The sequence below is a fragment of the Burkholderia sp. Bp9004 genome (assembly GCF_003858025.1).
Taxonomy (GTDB): Bacteria; Pseudomonadota; Gammaproteobacteria; order Burkholderiales; family Burkholderiaceae; genus Burkholderia; species Burkholderia diffusa.
This window is the reverse complement of sequence record NZ_QTQD01000010.1, coordinates 53,622-68,664: the sequence shown is the minus strand read 5'-3', so window position 1 is coordinate 68,664 and position 15,043 is coordinate 53,622. Positions and strand designations below refer to the sequence as shown.

The window sequence follows — 15,043 nt, the reverse complement described above, 5'->3', positions numbered from 1 at the left end:
TAGTCGGATCGGGGAGGCCCGACCGACGGAAATGAGACCTGGCGGCCTGCACCAGCTTACGCGGCGCTTTTCGGCGCCAAGGGGCGAAAGCTGCACGAAACAATGTGTCTTTCGCCAAATCGCGCACGCCGACAAAATGAAACGGATTGTTTCAGTTTGTTAGAAAATGTAAGGAGGTGGTCAGTTGTTTACGGATGAATCTCCGGCAACTTTATGGCGGTGAGCCGATAGCGCCGATCCGGTCGGGTCGTCCACGCTCAGGCGGCGCACGACGCCCCACGCAGCCTGCACGTTGATGTTCGGATTTCCCGACTTCGCGTGTCGATCCCGTTGGGTACGCAACCAGTAGCCCAGATCGCGCAGGGTGACGAGGGCAAGCGGGAGGTCGGGGGAGAGCGAGCACGTGTCGTTCGCGAAGACGCCGAGGCCCTGGACGTTCCAGACGGAAGGCAACGTGCCGCGGAGGAAGGCAACCTTCGCCCGGTTTTGGCTGATCGGCGAGCGACGCTCCTCGAGCTTGCCGCTCGGCAGGTGGCACACGACCGTATCGGCGCTGCTGCCAGGCGCGATGGCGCCGGCCCAGTTCTTGGTCTCGATCACGAAGATGCCAAACGGCGTGACGACGAGATGGTCGACTTCGGCGGTCGGGAACTCGGTGCCAGGCGCGTGTAGCAACAACAGCGCCGTGGGGTGGACGTAGAAGTCATTGCCGCAGAGTTGTGACAGGACGCGGCGCAACTCGCCGAGCACGCGCGCCTCGCCAGCATCGCCCGATGCCTGGCTGCGGGTAACCGGGGGAGTCGATTGGCGACGGGGACGGGCCTTCGCGTAGTGCTTGGCCAGTGCCCAGACACCAGCTACAAGGATGAGAATCCAGAACATTGGGATGCGCCTCGGTTGATGAAGTGACGCGTCCAGTTTGTCTCGGATTTTTCGAAGTCAAGTTCCGGAGAAAGCTATACGATTTTCTGGAGCATTCTCGGTTTTGCCCCACAACTGGTTGCGTTCGGACAATGCAGCCAAAGCTGTACGCGATTGGCGAGCATTCCGCGTGCGCCGCGCATTGGTGCGGCTTACCCTACCTCTATCACGCGTTTCCGACGCATCGACCTACCTGAGCCAATCGGCTCTGCCGTTTCGCGGCTTGCCCGCGCCTTCCCTGCAATCGGCCCTGAGTGATTTCGTGCGCTGACCAACGAGGTCGCGGACGAAAGCGCTTCGCGCCGATTTCCTTGCTCGTTCCGAGCATCGAAACCACCGGGCGTTGTCCGGACATCCCCTTGTTCGATTTTCTCTGGAGAGAAACATGTTGAAGTCCCTGTTCAGCAGTGCGTTCAAATCGCCTGTCAAGTTCCTCGCTCTGTGCTTGGCGGCCTATATCGCCGCGCACTCGATCATCGTTTTCGTTTTTATGGCTATTGCTGCAGTTCACCACTTCAAGAGCAGCGCGAAGGGTGCCCCGCGTCAGTCGGATCGTGACACCGCGGATCGCCACGATGTTGACGAAAGTCCGCGGCACGCGAAGAGCGGCCCTGTCACGACGGCGAAAGCCGAAGCTCAGGCACCGGCAGTCCCGCAACGTCAGTATGCGAAATCCGCTGTTGTCATCCCCATCAAGGCTTCGTCGAACCGGACGAATGCCCAACACCTGAAAACGGGCACGAAGTAAGTCGCCCCTGTCCGCCCGCGCGAAGCAATTCGCGCAGGCGCCCCATCTCCCACCGGGAACCAAGTTCCCGGTAAGGGGAATGAGGTGCCCGGTTGATATCCGGAGCACGCTCATGAAACCGCAAGTAGCTGGTTGGCAGCTCGACATGTTCGGCGGTGATTCGCCGATTCTCATCACTCCACCCAAACCCGATCCTTTGCCGGATCCCGATCGCTGGGAGCCGCACGTGCGGGAAAAGCTCGCCGAGGCCGTGGTTTTCTTCGCCCTCGACAGCCGGCATAGCGACAACGTCCCCGAGGCGTTGATCGACTGCGCCGAAATGCTCCATCAACGGCTGTGCAACCGACCGGTGGACAAGGTCGATTACTACGCGACGCTCGGCTGGATCATGGAGCTTTGGACGGGGGCGATTCCGTACTCGGTCGTCTGCGCACTCGGCCGTGTCCGACCGCGCGCGATGCAGGACGCGATCCGCGAAGTTCCGTTGCTCAACTATGACTTCAACCGACTCAACCGCTGGTGTAGCGGTCAACTGTCGCTGGAGGCGCAATGGGCGGTGTAGCCATGTTCTTCACGCGCGTGCTCGCTCAGGCCTTCCCCGGCAGTCCGCGGGCATCGGCGTCGACGGTCGAGCAGCCTTCGTCAGCGTGCGGCAGCGCGAAGCCTGTTGGCACTGGCGCCGAAAATGAGACGCTCGTGACAATCGCGGGGATCGTCCATCTGTTCGTCGACGAGGGCGACTGTGTCGTCGAGTTCGTACCGGCATTCGATGACGCCCCTGGCGACACGATGTTCGGCACGAAGATCCTTCCGGCGCTCGCGCCGCACTGGGCGATGTTGCAGCAGCACCCGGCCCCGCTGAAGGACGCGATCGCGACAGCGATCCGCCGCACAAGCGTACCGGCCACTGGCGCTATGGGTATCGCATCGCCAACCGCAGATTCGGAAGCTCGATCGGCACGCTCGTCGGAGGGTGCGGAAACGCCAGCCGACGTTGAGCGCGAAGTCGGTCGCCAGACGACTGTGGGTGAATCGGGTGGGTTCCGTTCTTCACGTCGAGGTAGCGATGCCGAAACCGGCCGTTCCGCTCCGGTCGAAGGCCGGATTAACGGCTGGGGCGAAGAAACCTTCCCCGACCGTCGACCAGGCAAATCTCGGAGCTATCGGTCGTTTGCCCTTCGCCTCCAGACGAGAGGGGGCGAACAGGTATTGCAGGGCGAGGGCCTGAAGGAAGCGATCAGCGAGTGTGGTTGCCGCGTTGGCGACCGCGTATCGGTCAAGCGCCTGCGCAAGATCAAGGTGCCGGCGTTCCGCAAGGAAGACGGTTCACCTATTTACAAAGATGGCCAGCAAGTCATGTGGGACAAGTGGCTGTGGTCAATTACCAAGTGAAGGAGTTCTAGATGGCATCTGTCAACAAAGTGATCATCGTCGGCAACCTTGGCGCCGATCCTGAAGTGCGATACCTGCCCAGTGGCGACGCGGTCGCGAACGCTCGAGTGGCGACAACCGATCGCTATAAGGACAAGGCGAGCGGCGACTACAAGGAAATGACCGAGTGGCATCGCATCTCGTTCTTCGGCCGATTGGCCGAGATCGTGAGCGAGTACCTGAAGAAGGGTAGCTCGATCTACGTCGAAGGTCGCATCCGCACCCGCAAATGGCAAGGCCAGGACGGGCAGGATCGTTACTCGACCGAGATTGTGGCCGATCAGATGCAGATGCTCGGCGGTCGCAACGGTGGTGGTCGCGGCGAAGGTGGCGATCATGCCGGCGACGGTGGCTTCGAACAGGGCACGCGTCGGCAGGCAGCAGCACCGGCCGGACGTTCTGCACCGAGCCAAGCCCCTGCAAATGCAGCACCCCGTCCCCAGCGTGCTGCACCCCCGGCGGACCAGACGCGGTCGTACGGCGGTGGGGGCGGCTTCGATGAGATGGATGACGATATTCCGTTCGAATCGTGGTATCCGCGCAAAGCGTGGGCCGCGCTCTGATCCCGGAAAAGCTCACCATCCTGCTACTCGCTCCCGTTTTCTCTCACCTATAGCGTGCGACGTGCCTTCGGGCACGTCACACGCCGTCTTCCTTCCCACCCGCAATTCCCTGTTCCGCTGACGTTGCTGAACCAAGCCGACGCGCCCGCGCGCGGCTTCGTTGAGCAAGCGTTTCCGCGCCTGTCTCAGGCATCGAAAAACCCGCAGTCCAACTGGAGAGATCCGTGAACGTGAAGTGTTTCTGCCTTTCGTCCCGCTCTGGGCTCTCCATGACGCGTCGATTCGACGTGCCGTTGGAGTCCGCGGCGGTAGGAAGGTTTGTTGATCCATCTGTGCTGGCTATCCGACCGGTGGCGAATGCACGCGTTTTCGCCGTTGTGCGAACGGAGGACGAATCATGGGAGAGCTGAAGAAGCTGAATCTCGCAGCCATCGACTGGCCCAGTGTTTTTCCGCACTACATCGACAGTCGATTTTTGAACGGAAAAGGGCGCTGGTGGTCGTGCCCGCTTTGCGATGGGGAAGAGACCTTCCGGCTCTATCCAGCCGAGAAGGACCCCCGCGGTGGTTGGCATTGTGCGCGCTGCTTGAAGGGCGGTACCGGCGTACAGCTGATTCACGAAGTGACCGGTAAACCGTATCGCGAGATCTACTACGAGCTCGGAACCGGCAACTACAACGGTGGTATTCCGGTCGCGGTGGTCCGCAAGGCAAAGCCGGTCCCGGTCCGGCCTGAAAAAAGCGACGAGCAGAAGTGTCGTGAAATGCAGGCCGCGTGGGACGGCGCCGCTCCGGTGACGGTTGATTCGCCTGTCTGGACATACCTATCGACGCGGATTCCCGGGCTACGGCTCGAGTGGATCGGGCGCGACGTGCGCTGTCACCCAGGCTTGGAGTACGTCGACGCCTTCGGCAAGAAGCAGGGAAAGTTTCCCGTGATGCTTCAGCGCGCGCGGTCGCAAGCAGGGAAGCCGCGGCGTGTCCATCGCACCTACCTCACGGCCGATGGCGAGAAGGTTCCGTTTCTCACGAAGAACGGGAAGCCGCGAGCGAAGCTGGAGATGAGCGCGCCGGCCGGCAGTTTCGGTTCGTCGGTGCGGCTCAATACGACGCGCTCTCGCACGCTAGCGCTGGTGGAGGGCGCCGAGACTGGTTTTGCGGTCGTCGCACGGTACGAGAATCGCATCGAGGTCCGCTGCCTGCTGAATTGTGGTGGCCTGGAGCATGCCGATATCAACTGGAACGACTACGACCACGTGATCATCTACGCCGATCGAGACAAGGTAGATCACCGGCGCGGCTTCAGGCCGGGTGAACACCATGCGCAGCTTCTTGCTGATCGCATTCGTGCGCACGGCAAGCGCGTTTCGATCGTGAAGTCGGTGGTCGAGGGCGTGGATTTCTGTGACGTGTGGAAGTTGCAGTACCAACGGCGGGCGCAACAGCGTGACCATGTGCGCGCTAGGCAACTGGCGCGGGAGGAAACGCGGAAAAGGAACCTGACGCGGATCCGCACCAGTGGAATGTGCGCAGCAATGTGACTTTGGTGCCGGCAGTAGCCGGCATTCATTTTTTTCTTACCCGGTGGGGATACGTCCCCTCCGGGCCGTATTGCGCCGGGCCACATCACGAGGTGAATGATGGGCTCGTTTCGACTGGTGCTGGATGAATTTGAAGTGATCGAGGTGCCGCCCAAGGTGGCCTCAGAGGGGGCAGCGGACTTCACCGAAGGTCCGCGCTTCGACGTGATCGACCGGCTGCTCGAAGGCGACGATCGCTACATCCTCCGGGATGAAGCGTTCCAGCCGGCTGTCGATTTTTGCATGGCGTGGCTCGAAGAAAAAGAGAAGAGCCGAGCTCACTAAACCTGAAGACAAGCGACTTCCCTCGGGAAGTCGCTTTTTTTTTGCTTAGTCGCCCACGATAGCCAGGACGAGAAGGAGGATGAGCTTGAATACTCTCCACGCCCCGGCGGCCCAAAATGTGCCGATCGCGCCAACAAGAAGAAACAGACCGGCGATGTCGCCCGCGCCGTGGTTGTGCATGAAGGCGCCGGCCACGAAGATCAGCGAATACACCAAGACCAGAACGAGGCGACGCAGGACAAACGGAAGGGCCCGGAATCCACGGATGACCGTGGACGCGGTGCCGGCGACGGAGTTCATTGCTCGTCCTTGGCATTGGCCATATGGGCGTGCCATGCCTCGACGCAGTATTCGGCAGCAATCGCGGCCGCCGCGATCGCCAGCCAAAAGTAGGGGGATGCGAGCTTGTGAATCAGTTCACCGTTGCGAATCCACTCGATCAGTTCCAGCATCTTCTTCTCCTTATCTATCGGTGCAAGACGTGGCACACGTTTTGAACACCTACCTCGTACAGCAATTCTCTCAGGTCTATACAAAAAGCAAGCCGCGAAAAAACCGACCGATGGGCTGTCACGCCCATACCCCGAGCTGATCGTGAAGCGAGTCAGCGAAGCCGGCGCCGTCAAGACTCCCATCGCCAACGCTGAGTACCTGAAACGCGTCGCTCTCGTCGGCGCCAGTCGCGCGCGCTTGCGTAGCCTGGGGTGATGCGGGCGCGACGAGCGGCGCGGCCACTGCAGGCGTTACGACGAGCGCCTGCCCGGTCAATTCGTGACGAAGCGCTGATTCGGCCAACGCCTTGAGGACGGCGGCCCGGCGACGGGCCGACGGACACGCGCTCAACCGCTCGAACAGCAGCGGCGACACGAGCTCGTTGATCGTGATGGTCATCTCGATCTTGTCGCTCATGCCCCCTCCTTACCGGCGTTCGCGCGCGACGCTCGATTCCCCGACCAGCAGGAACCCCCGAACGTTCGCGAGGCACGGCGCGTCGATCACCTCGATGACGACCCGCGGGAACGCTTGTCGGATGACGGACGCGTAGAGTGCCGCGCCTCCGCCGGACAGGATGATCGATCGAACGTTCGCCAGACGGCCGACGTTGTTTTGCATTTCCTTCACGACGCCCGAAATCAACGGCTGCGCTTTCTCGAGATAGGGCGCGAGGTCGATGTCGTTCCCGTAGAAGAAGAACGGCGTCTGCTCGCGCAGTGCTTTGTCGATCCGCTCGATGTCCTCGACCGCGTCGCCTTGGTCGCGTGCGATCAGCTGGGCGATGCGCTGATAGATCTGAGATGCGCCGCCCGGCATGCCACCGCTGCGCTTGTCGTCCATCGCGAAGCCGCTCGCGTACACCCAGTCGGTCGTGAAGTAGCCGACGTCGACGACGAGATGTTCAACGTCGCGGCCAAACCCGCCTTTCCGGTTGCTGGAGGCGAGGACGAGCGAGCCGAGCGGCTGCGGGATCACCATCACCTTGTCGATCTTCACGCGGCCCGCGCCGAAATCCAGTGTGCCGGTGAACCGTTCCATCAACGCACCTGCGTACTTCTTCAGGTTGTGAACCGGCAGGCCGAGCACCAGGCGTTCGACATGGGTTACGCCGGAAAAGTGGATCGCGCCGAGGAGCAACGCGGCATAGTTGTTCGTGAGAATGTAATCGTCCGCCAGCGCGCGTCCGGTATTGCCGTATGCGGCAGTCAGGGAAACGTCCGGGCCGACCTCGTACTCGACCTGGTCGATCACGATGGTGGCTACCTTGCGGGTGGTCAGCACGCTGTCTCCGTAGCCGGCGATCGAACGGCTCGCCGCAAGCGGCGCGAGCGACGGAAACATTCCGGAGGCCACGGCGTTGTTCGCGGCACGGTGTGCGTATTTCGTATTGCCGTAGCCGACGTCGATAGCAAAGACTGCAGTTTTCAAGGGCGACTCCTTTGGTCACTGGTTCATGGAAGGCAAGTGCAACATCGAACCCGGAGTCGAACTTCGGCACAGCGACTGCACCAAAGTCCTAGATAAAGTCGGACATTGAGAACGGGCCGTTACCGAAGTCGGACATAAAGTGGGAGATTGCAATGGCGAGCCCTTGAATCTCCCGGATAAAGTCCGAGATTGCGTGATTCAGTCTATCGAGCGGTACGCAAAGTCAAGTTTTGGAAAGCGGCGCACTTCCCGCCAGCTTTCGCGCGGCTGAGCGTGACAAAACCGCCTATTCTGGGCATCACCTACCGCGTCATCGACGCATCGAAACCGAGCGCCAAGCGCTCACACCTCTCCTTCCGGCCCGCTTTGGGCCTCCAACGCAGTGAAATGTCCGGGCCGCAGATTGACGCGGCCTTTTTCTGAAGCAAATCAAGTACACAGTGGTCCACCTTGAGGACCCCTGGACAGTGCGATATCCATACGATCGGCGGCGGTTTGCCGCAATGGGACGCAATGAGGACATGTGGACACCGGACACCGGACAGTCCACGCAACCTCGATTGCGTCTACTCACGCCCTTTCAGCGAACGAGCTGGGTGCGTTCAGGAAGCCCGATACACCGCGGCGGACATGAACGTGCTTGGGGGCGGGGGAAGTCTTGCGAACCGGAGAGACCGGCGTCGCGATTCCCTGATTGGAAGAACGAACGGTAGGCGCAGCCGTAACCCAAATGCGCAACAGGAATTGCCCGGCACGTAGCCCGGCGCGGCGACCGCGAGGTTCGTCGACGCCGAGACGCGCAAGCGTCAGGCTGGCAGGGTAGCCACGAAGCTGGACTGGGCGGAGGCAATCCGCGCAGCGCGTCCGACAAGCGGGCGCGGAATGATCGGTGACGGTTTGCGCGAAGCGCGGGCCGCGTCGGTCATGGCAGCAGGATGGACGGTCGGAACGCATGTACTTCCCATGCGTCGGGCTGATCGGATGGAATCGCTAAAGGACGGGAAGCAGCAAGACCGCGCCGGCGGATACCGGCAGAGCCATACGCGCGAGCGAGGGCGAGAGAAGTAGCCGTTGTCGCATCAGGTAGGGACGCGCAACGGACGGTAAAGGTGAACGTCTATGGGGTCGCCACGAGCGCTCCAGACCGACCCGCACCGATTGATGTGGGGAGCGTTTGCGCGAAGCGATGGCCGCCGGCGGATTACGGATCGATCGCGTTAGCGGGATCGGCCGCGCACCGCTGCGCAGCGCAAAGCGGTTCTTGACCGAACGGCCGCGCATCGTACGATGGATTCGCGAATGGCGTCTGTGTCGGTCCTTGGGATCGTGGTGGACGATTTCGCGAAGCGCAATTGGCCGGCTGCCGCCGCGGCGAAAAGCGGGGCGCTCAGACGATCGATCGAAGATAGGAAATGGCGGGTGAATTCCGCCAGGTGTAAGCGGCATTGACCGCAAGGAGTAGAAGGATGGCTGCGATCCTCAACGTTCGGGCTGTTGTGGGCCGCTATCGACTGTCGCCCGAGTTTCGCGACGCGTTGCTGGTGTTGTTCGACCAGCATGTCGCCGAGATCCACAGCACGACGCGGATCAGCAAACGATCGCTGTCGATCAAGACGCAGGAATACCGGGCGACGGCGATCTGCAAGGCCTTCGTCGAATTGCGCGAGGGTGGTTTCGCGCTGCAAACGCCGTGGTCGCTGAAGACCAAGCACGTCGAGTACCTCGTTGACCGTTGGGTCAAGGATCAGCAGTCGGGCGGCACGATCGAGAACAAGCTCACCTACTTGCGAGCGCTTGCGCAGTGGCTTGGCAAGGCGAACCTCGTCGGCACGCTCGGCGACTACGTCGATCGCCGTGAGGCGGGCCTCGAGCGCAGCTATGTGGCGACCGAGGATAAGTCGTGGGTGGCGAACGGGGTTGACGCGGTCGCGAAGATCGCAGAGATCGCGCAGACATGTCCGTACACCGCCGTGCAGCTCAAACTGCAGGCAGCGTTCGGGCTGCGTGTCGAGGAGAGCTTCATGCTGCGCCCGGTAGAAGCGGTTCGGGATCCGCATATGCTTGCGGTGACTCGCGGAACCAAGGGTGGGCGGCCGCGGCAGGTGCCGATTGAGCGGAAGATCGCGATCCTAGAAGAGGCGGCCCGCCTGAGCAACGGTGTCACTGGGTCCACGATTCCCGCCGGCCGGACGTTGAAGCAGTGGCGCGACTGGTACTACTACGTGCTCGGCAAGCATGGCGTGACGAAAAGCGGCATCGGCGTGACGAGTCACGGACTGCGTCACGAGTATCTGCAGACGCTCTATGAGCAGGTGGCCGAGGTGCCGGCGCCGATCAAGGGCTCGTCGTCGCGGCCCGATCCTGCCGCGCACGACGAGGCAAAGCGGCGGGTGGTCGAGGCTGCCGGGCATAGCCGGGTGTCGAAGGCGAACGCCTACCTGTCGACCTTCACCCGGCAGGCCGAGCTGAAGAATGCGTTGCCGACCGTCGATGAGGCGAAGGCTGCGCTCGAGGCGGCCAGTGGGAACAAGACACATGCTGCTGGTGCGTTGGGCATTTCGCGCCAAGCGTTGTATAGGATTCTTGGGGCGCGATAGGGAAGCGCGGATTGAGCGACTGCAACTGCGGCCGCGATACGCGCGAATCCCAGCGCAATGATCGGTTCGCCAGAATGCACCTGAAAATCGGACGTGATACGGGGATCGCGTCGAGCCACGACTCGATAGACTGAGTGTGTCTCTCAGGTTCTGGCACTGGCCCTCGGAAATCGCTAGAACCCTCGTTAAGCCGGCGCAAGCCGGCTTTTTTTTGTTCAGCGCGGGCGCTGCCGGACACTGCGAACGACTTCGTCGAGAACTGGTTTGATGCGTTGCGCGAGCTTCGGATGCGCATGGAGGAATCGCGCTAGCGGCGGCGATACCCGGTAGTACGTCCGGATCGCCCATCGGCCCGGCTTCGTGGTCCGGAGGACATTGTCTCGGAATCCACGGAGAGCAAGGACTTCCGGTGCGTCGTAGTCGCCATAGACTGCAGACGCGATGAAGCACATGCCGAACCGTTTGTAGGTGGCTGCGCAGTACGGACATACCGAGCGCTCCGGACGCCCCCGATGCGTGATGATCCGCGGGACCATCTTCTTCTTGCATGCAATGCATTCGACGCGATCATCGCGATGTTGCGAGGCGGGCGCTCGCGATTGTCTTTCGACGATCCGCACTTTGGCCGCGCGCGGACCTCGATTGTTTGAAGTCGCGTCGAACTCGACTATGTCACCGTCGCGTGGCGCCTCGGCCCCGATGACGTCGCTGACGTGAAAGAAATAGTCGGTGGCTGCTTCCCCGTGGATAAAGCCGTGGCCCTTATCCTTCGAGAACCACTTTATGGTTCCTCGCATGGTTCTGGTTTTGTAGTTGGTTGGTCGAGTTCGTAATGATATCCGTCCGGCGCCTGGTCGCCCGACGTGTTGTGGCGTTCACCAGCTACCACCGATCTCGGTCGGGCATGGCGTCCACCGCGATCGCGATCCGATCTTCAAACAGAAAATCACGATGCTCGCTCGGCGAGTGGATTTTCGGGAACTGGACATAGTCCTGGCCGTCGACTTCGATCCACTTCGCCAACTGGACGAGTTTTCGATATCGTGCTGCGTCTTCGAGTACCGGTGCGATCGGCCACGTATCGAAGGTGACGACGGTCGCGTCGACGATGCGCTGCGCCAACATCTTGAAGACCGGACCAATCTCGTTCCAGTCTCCTTCTACGCGGGACAGCATGTCGAGAACCTGCTGCGCATCGCAGGCGCCGAGCTCTCTCTCGATCAGCCTTCGCAGGTCCTCATCCGTTGCCTTCGGTCGATTCAAGCGCCGGTTCCATGTTTCGGCGCAGCGGTCTTTCGCGGCCGCTTCGTCGTCGCCGATCGTTTCCCACTGCGTCGACATGCCGCAACCTGTGCAATAGATGCAGACCAATGGTTCGGTCAGCGGAGCCTCGGGCGGGCGGGGAAGTACGTCACCGATGTTCGGGGGGCCGCCGAAACGGCCGAACTGGCTGAAATCGAATCGGCGATTCTCGTCGCACTCGACGAGTCGTTGCGATCGGCCGACGGTCGGCCGGCCGCCACAGTGCTCACATGGATAGAGCTGTTCGATCATTTGTCGGAAGGTTGTAAGTTTCTCGTCGCCGGCATTATTGCTGTTTTTGCATGCCGGCAAAACTGAGAAAAGCGCGAATATTCCTTCCGGTAATTCCTTACTCGTCTGAATTAATCGCGTGAAGCCCGTAGTTCCGCAACGCGAATAAGGGACAGGAGCGAGTCGGTGGACGTGTTGGATGTGTCGCTTGATTCGGACGATGCGACGACGATCTGGCCGGAATCGGTAGGAAATACCCGTCGCGCGGATTGAAGATCGTCGACGAACCAGAAATGCCATGCCCGCGCGTAATGCCACCAGGTGCCGGCGCGTTCCAGTTCGTCCCACGACGCGCGGAACTCGAGGATGGCGCCGAAGCTCGTGAAGACTGCACACCGCAGTCCGCGAGCGTCCGTCACCGCGACGGCGAGCTGCCGTCCGCCGGAGAAAGAGTCGGGGTGACCGCATGCCATGGAGAGGGCGGGAAACTGCGGACCCCACTGATCGGTGCGGGAGACCGCGCGATGGAGGAAAAGCGACTTGCCGTGCATAGGAGGCGTCCAGGTTGAGAAGATGCCTTCATCTTGCCGGCGTCGTCGCGATGTCAAGGTCTGGCGCTTCGTCGCGCAATAGGAGGGAAATGGACATCGACCAGTTGACACCTATCGATATCCCACTCCACGGCGTGGATTCCGCGCGCCATGCGGAGACGTTGCTTTTCCCGCTTGCGAGCCTCGTACTCGGCGATGCCATTCATGCCATAGACCTCGATGTGGGTTGGTTCCGCGGTGTCTGTTAGGACGAAGTCCGGCAGCATGTCGGTGCCTTCATTTAGCCGGATCGGCTTGTCGAAGGCGCGGCCTTCGGCAACGAGCCGATTTGCCATAGCGACTTCGTGGATGGAATCGCATGTGATGTACGTGGACGAGCAAAGCATCGCGGCCAGATCGACTACAACGTGATGGCCCTTCGGCGTGCGCTCTATGACGAGAATCGCGACGACCCGGGCGTCGCGGTCGCCGAACGCGCGCATCGCGTGGCTGTATCGCTTTTCGGCAAGCGCGATCAGCTCGGTATTGCAGTAGTAACGCTTTGCGCTCTGTCGCAATGTGATCGAGCGCCCGTAAGGGGTCACGCCAATTTCTGAGATCTCGCCGATGACCAGGCCGCGATGGTTCGTGCCGTCGCGCTGGACAACGCGTGCGAGAAAAGCATCGAACTCGGCGTTGATGGCGGTGCGATCTGCTTCCTGGAACCTGCGCATGACGTGCAGAACCTGCTCGGCGGGCTCGCCGTTGATCACCGCGTCGCTGATCTCGGCGAGAACACGCGCATTGCAGACGCCCCAGTTCCGCGCGCGGTCAACACCGGACCAGCGATTGAGCCCGGCGACTTGCCAGAGCGTCTGCAAGAAGCCGAGGAGCGGCGCCGAGCGGCGCGAGGTCGTGGGTGCGCCGGCTTGCCGTGGGCCCTTTGATACCGCACCGACGGTGCGCTGTGTGAGGGCGACGTCGAGCGTCGCGCGCAAGCCCACTGCGGTGGCCACGATGCCTGGCAGGGCCTTTCCGGATTCGCTGCTCCCGTCATTCGGACCCTTGTGGAACGAACAAGACAGGCGGTCGTGCAACGGTCCCTCGTCCGGCCACCCGGCAAGATGGAACAGGCTCCCGTATCGGCGGATCTGGAGGCGCAGCGGCGAGGCCGCGCCGCGGCATAAGCACTGCGCGTAGCCAGGGTTGATTTTCGCGCGCTCAAGCTGACGGACGAAGGCGGCGGGGTTTTCCTGAACGTCATCGACCGGGACAGCGATGCCCGAGAACGAGACCTTGGTCGGCGATTTGTAGGTCGTCATCAGGCACTCCGTTCGGATGATGCGGTGCTGCCGACGGCATTGCCGTACCTGGCCACCAGTCGATCCGCGCCCGGTGACGAATTCACCACGGGACGTTCGGTACGGCGCTGCTCGACGATGCGCAGATCGATCTTGGTCAGGGTCTCGATGGATACATGGCCTCGGACCAGATACTCGACCGCGACTTCCTCCTTGGCCCACTCTGGAATTAGATCGCTATCGGCAATCGCTCCGAGCATTCGATCGGTGAGGGTGTTGCGGTAGATCGCTATCCGGGATGCGGCACGGGACGCAATGGAAAATGTGACGATCCCGGCCGGAATGAGTGCTGCCGCAATTGTGGTGCTCCGACCGAGCCCAGAGAGCGTGATCAGCGACAGGACGCCGAAGCCAGTGGTGATCATGCCGGCGATCCGAACTGCATATGCCGGTGAGTCGCGTTCGAGTTGCCTTGCGAGGCGGCCGAGTGTTATGACACTCGTTGACGGATTGCCGTTCATGGTTGTCATGCGTGGTCTATATCCATTCGTTGATGGGGGGATGCGAGAGCCGCGGCGGGATGTATACCGTTCCGGTGTCCTTGTCGATCAGCAGCCACTGTCCGTTGGTGAGCCGTTTCACGTGGCAGTGCGGGTGACGCATCTGCATGATTCGCGCGGCGCGGCTGCGCTCGTAGTGCCGAACGGTGGCCATGACGAGTCGGACGGTACTGGCGGCCGCAATAAGCAGCCCGGCTATTGCCAGGATCGCGAGGCATGACCAGGCCCTGCCGCCGCCGAGCTGGGTGACCAGTCCGGTGGCGATTGCGGCCAGCGCCGCTAAGGTCGAAGAGAACACGATCGAAAGCTGAAGCGTCCGGTTTCAGCTAGCGAGTCGCCGGCGAAGCGCGGCGCGATCGCGGCCGAAGAGCCCGAGCCCTATCGCGAGTGCTGCCGGAACACTCACGACAATCGCATAGGCCCACCAGAGGCGTTCGCCAAGATCCCGAGCCAGTGCCGCGATCGGCCGCTGCTCGAACCCTTTCGACTGGCAGATCGGAGACGCCGGAAGCGCATGGTCGGGAATTTTGTCCTTGCATACCTGGATCGAAAGCGAGCCGGGCTGCGCGGGTGGGTTGTTCGCTGTCTGTGCGGCGAACTCCAGGATTTCTCGTGGGATCGTCTGAAACGAGAAGTTGCTGTACAGCGCGAGAGCGCCGCAAAGAATCACGCTCGGAAACACGAAAAAAATGTAGAAGGCCCATTTCCCCACGAACAAGGTGTGGCTGGCGAGATGGCGGGCGCGGTCCAGAGGAGCGCGCATGGATTGACTGGTCATTGTGCGGGTGCCCGGTTGGTTTGACGGGGGCGACGGATGCGCCCACTACAACCATGCAGCCCTCTGAACGCTACGAATACTGCGAAAGCGCATCTGTTTGCTGGAGCTTTTCGCCTTACCCCGCTCAACCGGTTGCGCGGCCCAGGTTCTGCTTAAAAAGTGAGCATCGAGCTACGAGCGCCGCTAGGCTTGGGCGGCCGCGACTTATCCACAAGCTTGTGCAGCGTAATTGTGGGTATCTCGGCTGCTTGGCCACCGTGGCGAAAGCGTGCCCGAACCTGACGGCATTTCGGG

Annotated in this window: 19 protein-coding genes; 7 read left to right on the top strand and 12 right to left on the bottom strand. The window is 61.6% G+C overall.

Annotated features, from left to right (window positions below; all coding sequences use genetic code 11):
• Positions 1-180 precede the first annotated feature (180 nt).
• Positions 181-882 (bottom strand): nuclease-related domain-containing protein, encoded by a 702-nt coding sequence (locus tag DIE08_RS13785; protein ID WP_124902196.1) that lies wholly within the window; start codon positions 880-882, stop codon positions 181-183.
• Positions 883-1,306: 424 nt separating this feature from the next.
• Between DIE08_RS13785 and DIE08_RS13780 the strand changes: the two genes are divergently transcribed.
• The 6 genes from DIE08_RS13780 to DIE08_RS13750 all read left to right on the top strand — a co-directional run bounded on the left by DIE08_RS13780 (position 1,307) and on the right by DIE08_RS13750 (position 5,527).
• Positions 1,307-1,669 carry a hypothetical protein gene (locus DIE08_RS13780; RefSeq protein ID WP_124902195.1) on the top strand — a complete coding sequence of 121 codons (363 nt, stop codon included), beginning with the start codon at positions 1,307-1,309 and terminating at the stop codon, positions 1,667-1,669.
• A 112-nt stretch (positions 1,670-1,781) separates the two neighbouring features.
• A complete protein-coding gene (locus tag DIE08_RS13775) occupies positions 1,782-2,231 on the top strand; it encodes a hypothetical protein (RefSeq protein ID WP_124902194.1) in 450 nt (149 codons plus the stop codon).
• Positions 2,219-3,061: a hypothetical protein gene (locus tag DIE08_RS13770; protein WP_124902193.1), complete on the top strand. Its 843-nt coding sequence runs from the start codon at positions 2,219-2,221 to the stop codon at positions 3,059-3,061. Before DIE08_RS13775 ends, DIE08_RS13770 begins: the two co-directional genes overlap by 13 nt.
• A gap of 11 nt (positions 3,062-3,072) precedes the next feature.
• Positions 3,073-3,663, top strand: a complete 591-nt coding sequence (locus tag DIE08_RS13765) for a single-stranded DNA-binding protein (RefSeq protein ID WP_124902192.1) — start codon at positions 3,073-3,075, stop codon at positions 3,661-3,663.
• Positions 3,664-4,060: 397 nt separating this feature from the next.
• Complete coding sequence (locus tag DIE08_RS13755; protein WP_124902191.1) at positions 4,061-5,203, top strand: toprim domain-containing protein; 1,143 nt, start codon at positions 4,061-4,063, stop codon at positions 5,201-5,203.
• 96 nt (positions 5,204-5,299) lie between these two features.
• On the top strand, positions 5,300-5,527 hold the full coding sequence (locus DIE08_RS13750) for a hypothetical protein (protein WP_260436519.1): 228 nt from the start codon (positions 5,300-5,302) through the stop codon (positions 5,525-5,527).
• A gap of 45 nt (positions 5,528-5,572) precedes the next feature.
• Here DIE08_RS13750 and DIE08_RS13745 read toward each other — a convergent pair whose 3' ends face one another.
• The 4 genes from DIE08_RS13745 to DIE08_RS13735 all read right to left on the bottom strand — a co-directional run bounded on the left by DIE08_RS13745 (position 5,573) and on the right by DIE08_RS13735 (position 7,450).
• A complete protein-coding gene (locus DIE08_RS13745; protein ID WP_124902190.1) occupies positions 5,573-5,827 on the bottom strand; it encodes a hypothetical protein in 255 nt (84 codons plus the stop codon).
• Entirely contained in the window at positions 5,824-5,979 is a 156-nt protein-coding gene (locus DIE08_RS35645) for a hypothetical protein (RefSeq protein ID WP_172441916.1), read from the bottom strand. Before DIE08_RS35645 ends, DIE08_RS13745 begins: the two co-directional genes overlap by 4 nt.
• A 118-nt stretch (positions 5,980-6,097) precedes the next feature.
• The gene (locus DIE08_RS13740) at positions 6,098-6,436 is read right to left on the bottom strand and encodes a hypothetical protein (protein WP_059913757.1); all 339 of its coding nucleotides are present in this window, start codon (positions 6,434-6,436) and stop codon (positions 6,098-6,100) included.
• A gap of 9 nt (positions 6,437-6,445) precedes the next feature.
• Positions 6,446-7,450 (bottom strand): PRTRC system protein D, encoded by a 1,005-nt coding sequence (locus DIE08_RS13735; RefSeq protein ID WP_059703045.1) that lies wholly within the window; start codon positions 7,448-7,450, stop codon positions 6,446-6,448.
• 1,466 nt (positions 7,451-8,916) lie between these two features.
• Here DIE08_RS13735 and DIE08_RS13730 point away from each other — a divergent pair.
• On the top strand, positions 8,917-10,047 hold the full coding sequence (locus DIE08_RS13730; protein ID WP_124902189.1) for an integrase domain-containing protein: 1,131 nt from the start codon (positions 8,917-8,919) through the stop codon (positions 10,045-10,047).
• A gap of 215 nt (positions 10,048-10,262) precedes the next feature.
• On the opposite strand, the gene DIE08_RS13725 is transcribed toward DIE08_RS13730, so the two are convergent.
• From DIE08_RS13725 to DIE08_RS13695, 7 genes are all read right to left on the bottom strand, one after another.
• Positions 10,263-10,844: a cold shock domain-containing protein gene (locus tag DIE08_RS13725; protein ID WP_124902188.1), complete on the bottom strand. Its 582-nt coding sequence runs from the start codon at positions 10,842-10,844 to the stop codon at positions 10,263-10,265.
• An 85-nt stretch (positions 10,845-10,929) separates the two neighbouring features.
• The gene (locus DIE08_RS13720; RefSeq protein WP_124902187.1) at positions 10,930-11,601 is read right to left on the bottom strand and encodes a Lar family restriction alleviation protein; all 672 of its coding nucleotides are present in this window, start codon (positions 11,599-11,601) and stop codon (positions 10,930-10,932) included.
• Positions 11,602-11,711: 110 nt separating this feature from the next.
• Positions 11,712-12,131, bottom strand: a complete 420-nt coding sequence (locus DIE08_RS13715; RefSeq protein ID WP_124902186.1) for a hypothetical protein — start codon at positions 12,129-12,131, stop codon at positions 11,712-11,714.
• Between the two features lie 53 nt (positions 12,132-12,184).
• Positions 12,185-13,432 (bottom strand): DUF1173 family protein, encoded by a 1,248-nt coding sequence (locus DIE08_RS13710; protein ID WP_124902185.1) that lies wholly within the window; start codon positions 13,430-13,432, stop codon positions 12,185-12,187.
• Positions 13,432-13,941 carry a hypothetical protein gene (locus DIE08_RS13705; RefSeq protein ID WP_124902184.1) on the bottom strand — a complete coding sequence of 170 codons (510 nt, stop codon included), beginning with the start codon at positions 13,939-13,941 and terminating at the stop codon, positions 13,432-13,434. The genes DIE08_RS13710 and DIE08_RS13705 overlap by 1 nt, the downstream gene beginning before the upstream one ends.
• Before the next feature lie 7 nt (positions 13,942-13,948).
• A complete protein-coding gene (locus DIE08_RS13700; RefSeq protein ID WP_124902183.1) occupies positions 13,949-14,269 on the bottom strand; it encodes a hypothetical protein in 321 nt (106 codons plus the stop codon).
• Between the two features lie 24 nt (positions 14,270-14,293).
• Entirely contained in the window at positions 14,294-14,734 is a 441-nt protein-coding gene (locus DIE08_RS13695) for a hypothetical protein (RefSeq protein ID WP_257129902.1), read from the bottom strand.
• Positions 14,735-15,043 lie beyond the last annotated feature (309 nt).

What these genes read in the sequence shown, in the direction of transcription:
- DIE08_RS13780 (WP_124902195.1), top strand. Translation starts at nt 1,307, where the DNA reads ATGTTGAAGTCCCTGTTCAGCAGTGCGTTCAAATCGCCTGTCAAGTTC.
- DIE08_RS13750 (WP_260436519.1), top strand. Translation starts at nt 5,300, where the DNA reads ATGATGGGCTCGTTTCGACTGGTGCTGGATGAATTTGAAGTGATCGAG.
- DIE08_RS13695 (WP_257129902.1), bottom strand. Translation starts at nt 14,734, where the DNA reads ATGCGCGCTCCTCTGGACCGCGCCCGCCATCTCGCCAGCCACACCTTG.
- DIE08_RS13775 (WP_124902194.1), top strand. Translation starts at nt 1,782, where the DNA reads ATGAAACCGCAAGTAGCTGGTTGGCAGCTCGACATGTTCGGCGGTGAT.
- DIE08_RS13765 (WP_124902192.1), top strand. Translation starts at nt 3,073, where the DNA reads ATGGCATCTGTCAACAAAGTGATCATCGTCGGCAACCTTGGCGCCGAT.
- DIE08_RS13730 (WP_124902189.1), top strand. Translation starts at nt 8,917, where the DNA reads ATGGCTGCGATCCTCAACGTTCGGGCTGTTGTGGGCCGCTATCGACTG.
- DIE08_RS13720 (WP_124902187.1), bottom strand. Translation starts at nt 11,601, where the DNA reads ATGATCGAACAGCTCTATCCATGTGAGCACTGTGGCGGCCGGCCGACC.
- DIE08_RS13770 (WP_124902193.1), top strand. Translation starts at nt 2,219, where the DNA reads ATGGGCGGTGTAGCCATGTTCTTCACGCGCGTGCTCGCTCAGGCCTTC.
- DIE08_RS13785 (WP_124902196.1), bottom strand. Translation starts at nt 882, where the DNA reads ATGTTCTGGATTCTCATCCTTGTAGCTGGTGTCTGGGCACTGGCCAAG.
- DIE08_RS13705 (WP_124902184.1), bottom strand. Translation starts at nt 13,941, where the DNA reads ATGACAACCATGAACGGCAATCCGTCAACGAGTGTCATAACACTCGGC.
- DIE08_RS13725 (WP_124902188.1), bottom strand. Translation starts at nt 10,844, where the DNA reads ATGCGAGGAACCATAAAGTGGTTCTCGAAGGATAAGGGCCACGGCTTT.
- DIE08_RS13710 (WP_124902185.1), bottom strand. Translation starts at nt 13,432, where the DNA reads ATGACGACCTACAAATCGCCGACCAAGGTCTCGTTCTCGGGCATCGCT.
- DIE08_RS13715 (WP_124902186.1), bottom strand. Translation starts at nt 12,131, where the DNA reads ATGCACGGCAAGTCGCTTTTCCTCCATCGCGCGGTCTCCCGCACCGAT.
- DIE08_RS13745 (WP_124902190.1), bottom strand. Translation starts at nt 5,827, where the DNA reads ATGAACTCCGTCGCCGGCACCGCGTCCACGGTCATCCGTGGATTCCGG.
- DIE08_RS13755 (WP_124902191.1), top strand. Translation starts at nt 4,061, where the DNA reads ATGGGAGAGCTGAAGAAGCTGAATCTCGCAGCCATCGACTGGCCCAGT.
- DIE08_RS13740 (WP_059913757.1), bottom strand. Translation starts at nt 6,436, where the DNA reads ATGAGCGACAAGATCGAGATGACCATCACGATCAACGAGCTCGTGTCG.
- DIE08_RS35645 (WP_172441916.1), bottom strand. Translation starts at nt 5,979, where the DNA reads ATGCTGGAACTGATCGAGTGGATTCGCAACGGTGAACTGATTCACAAG.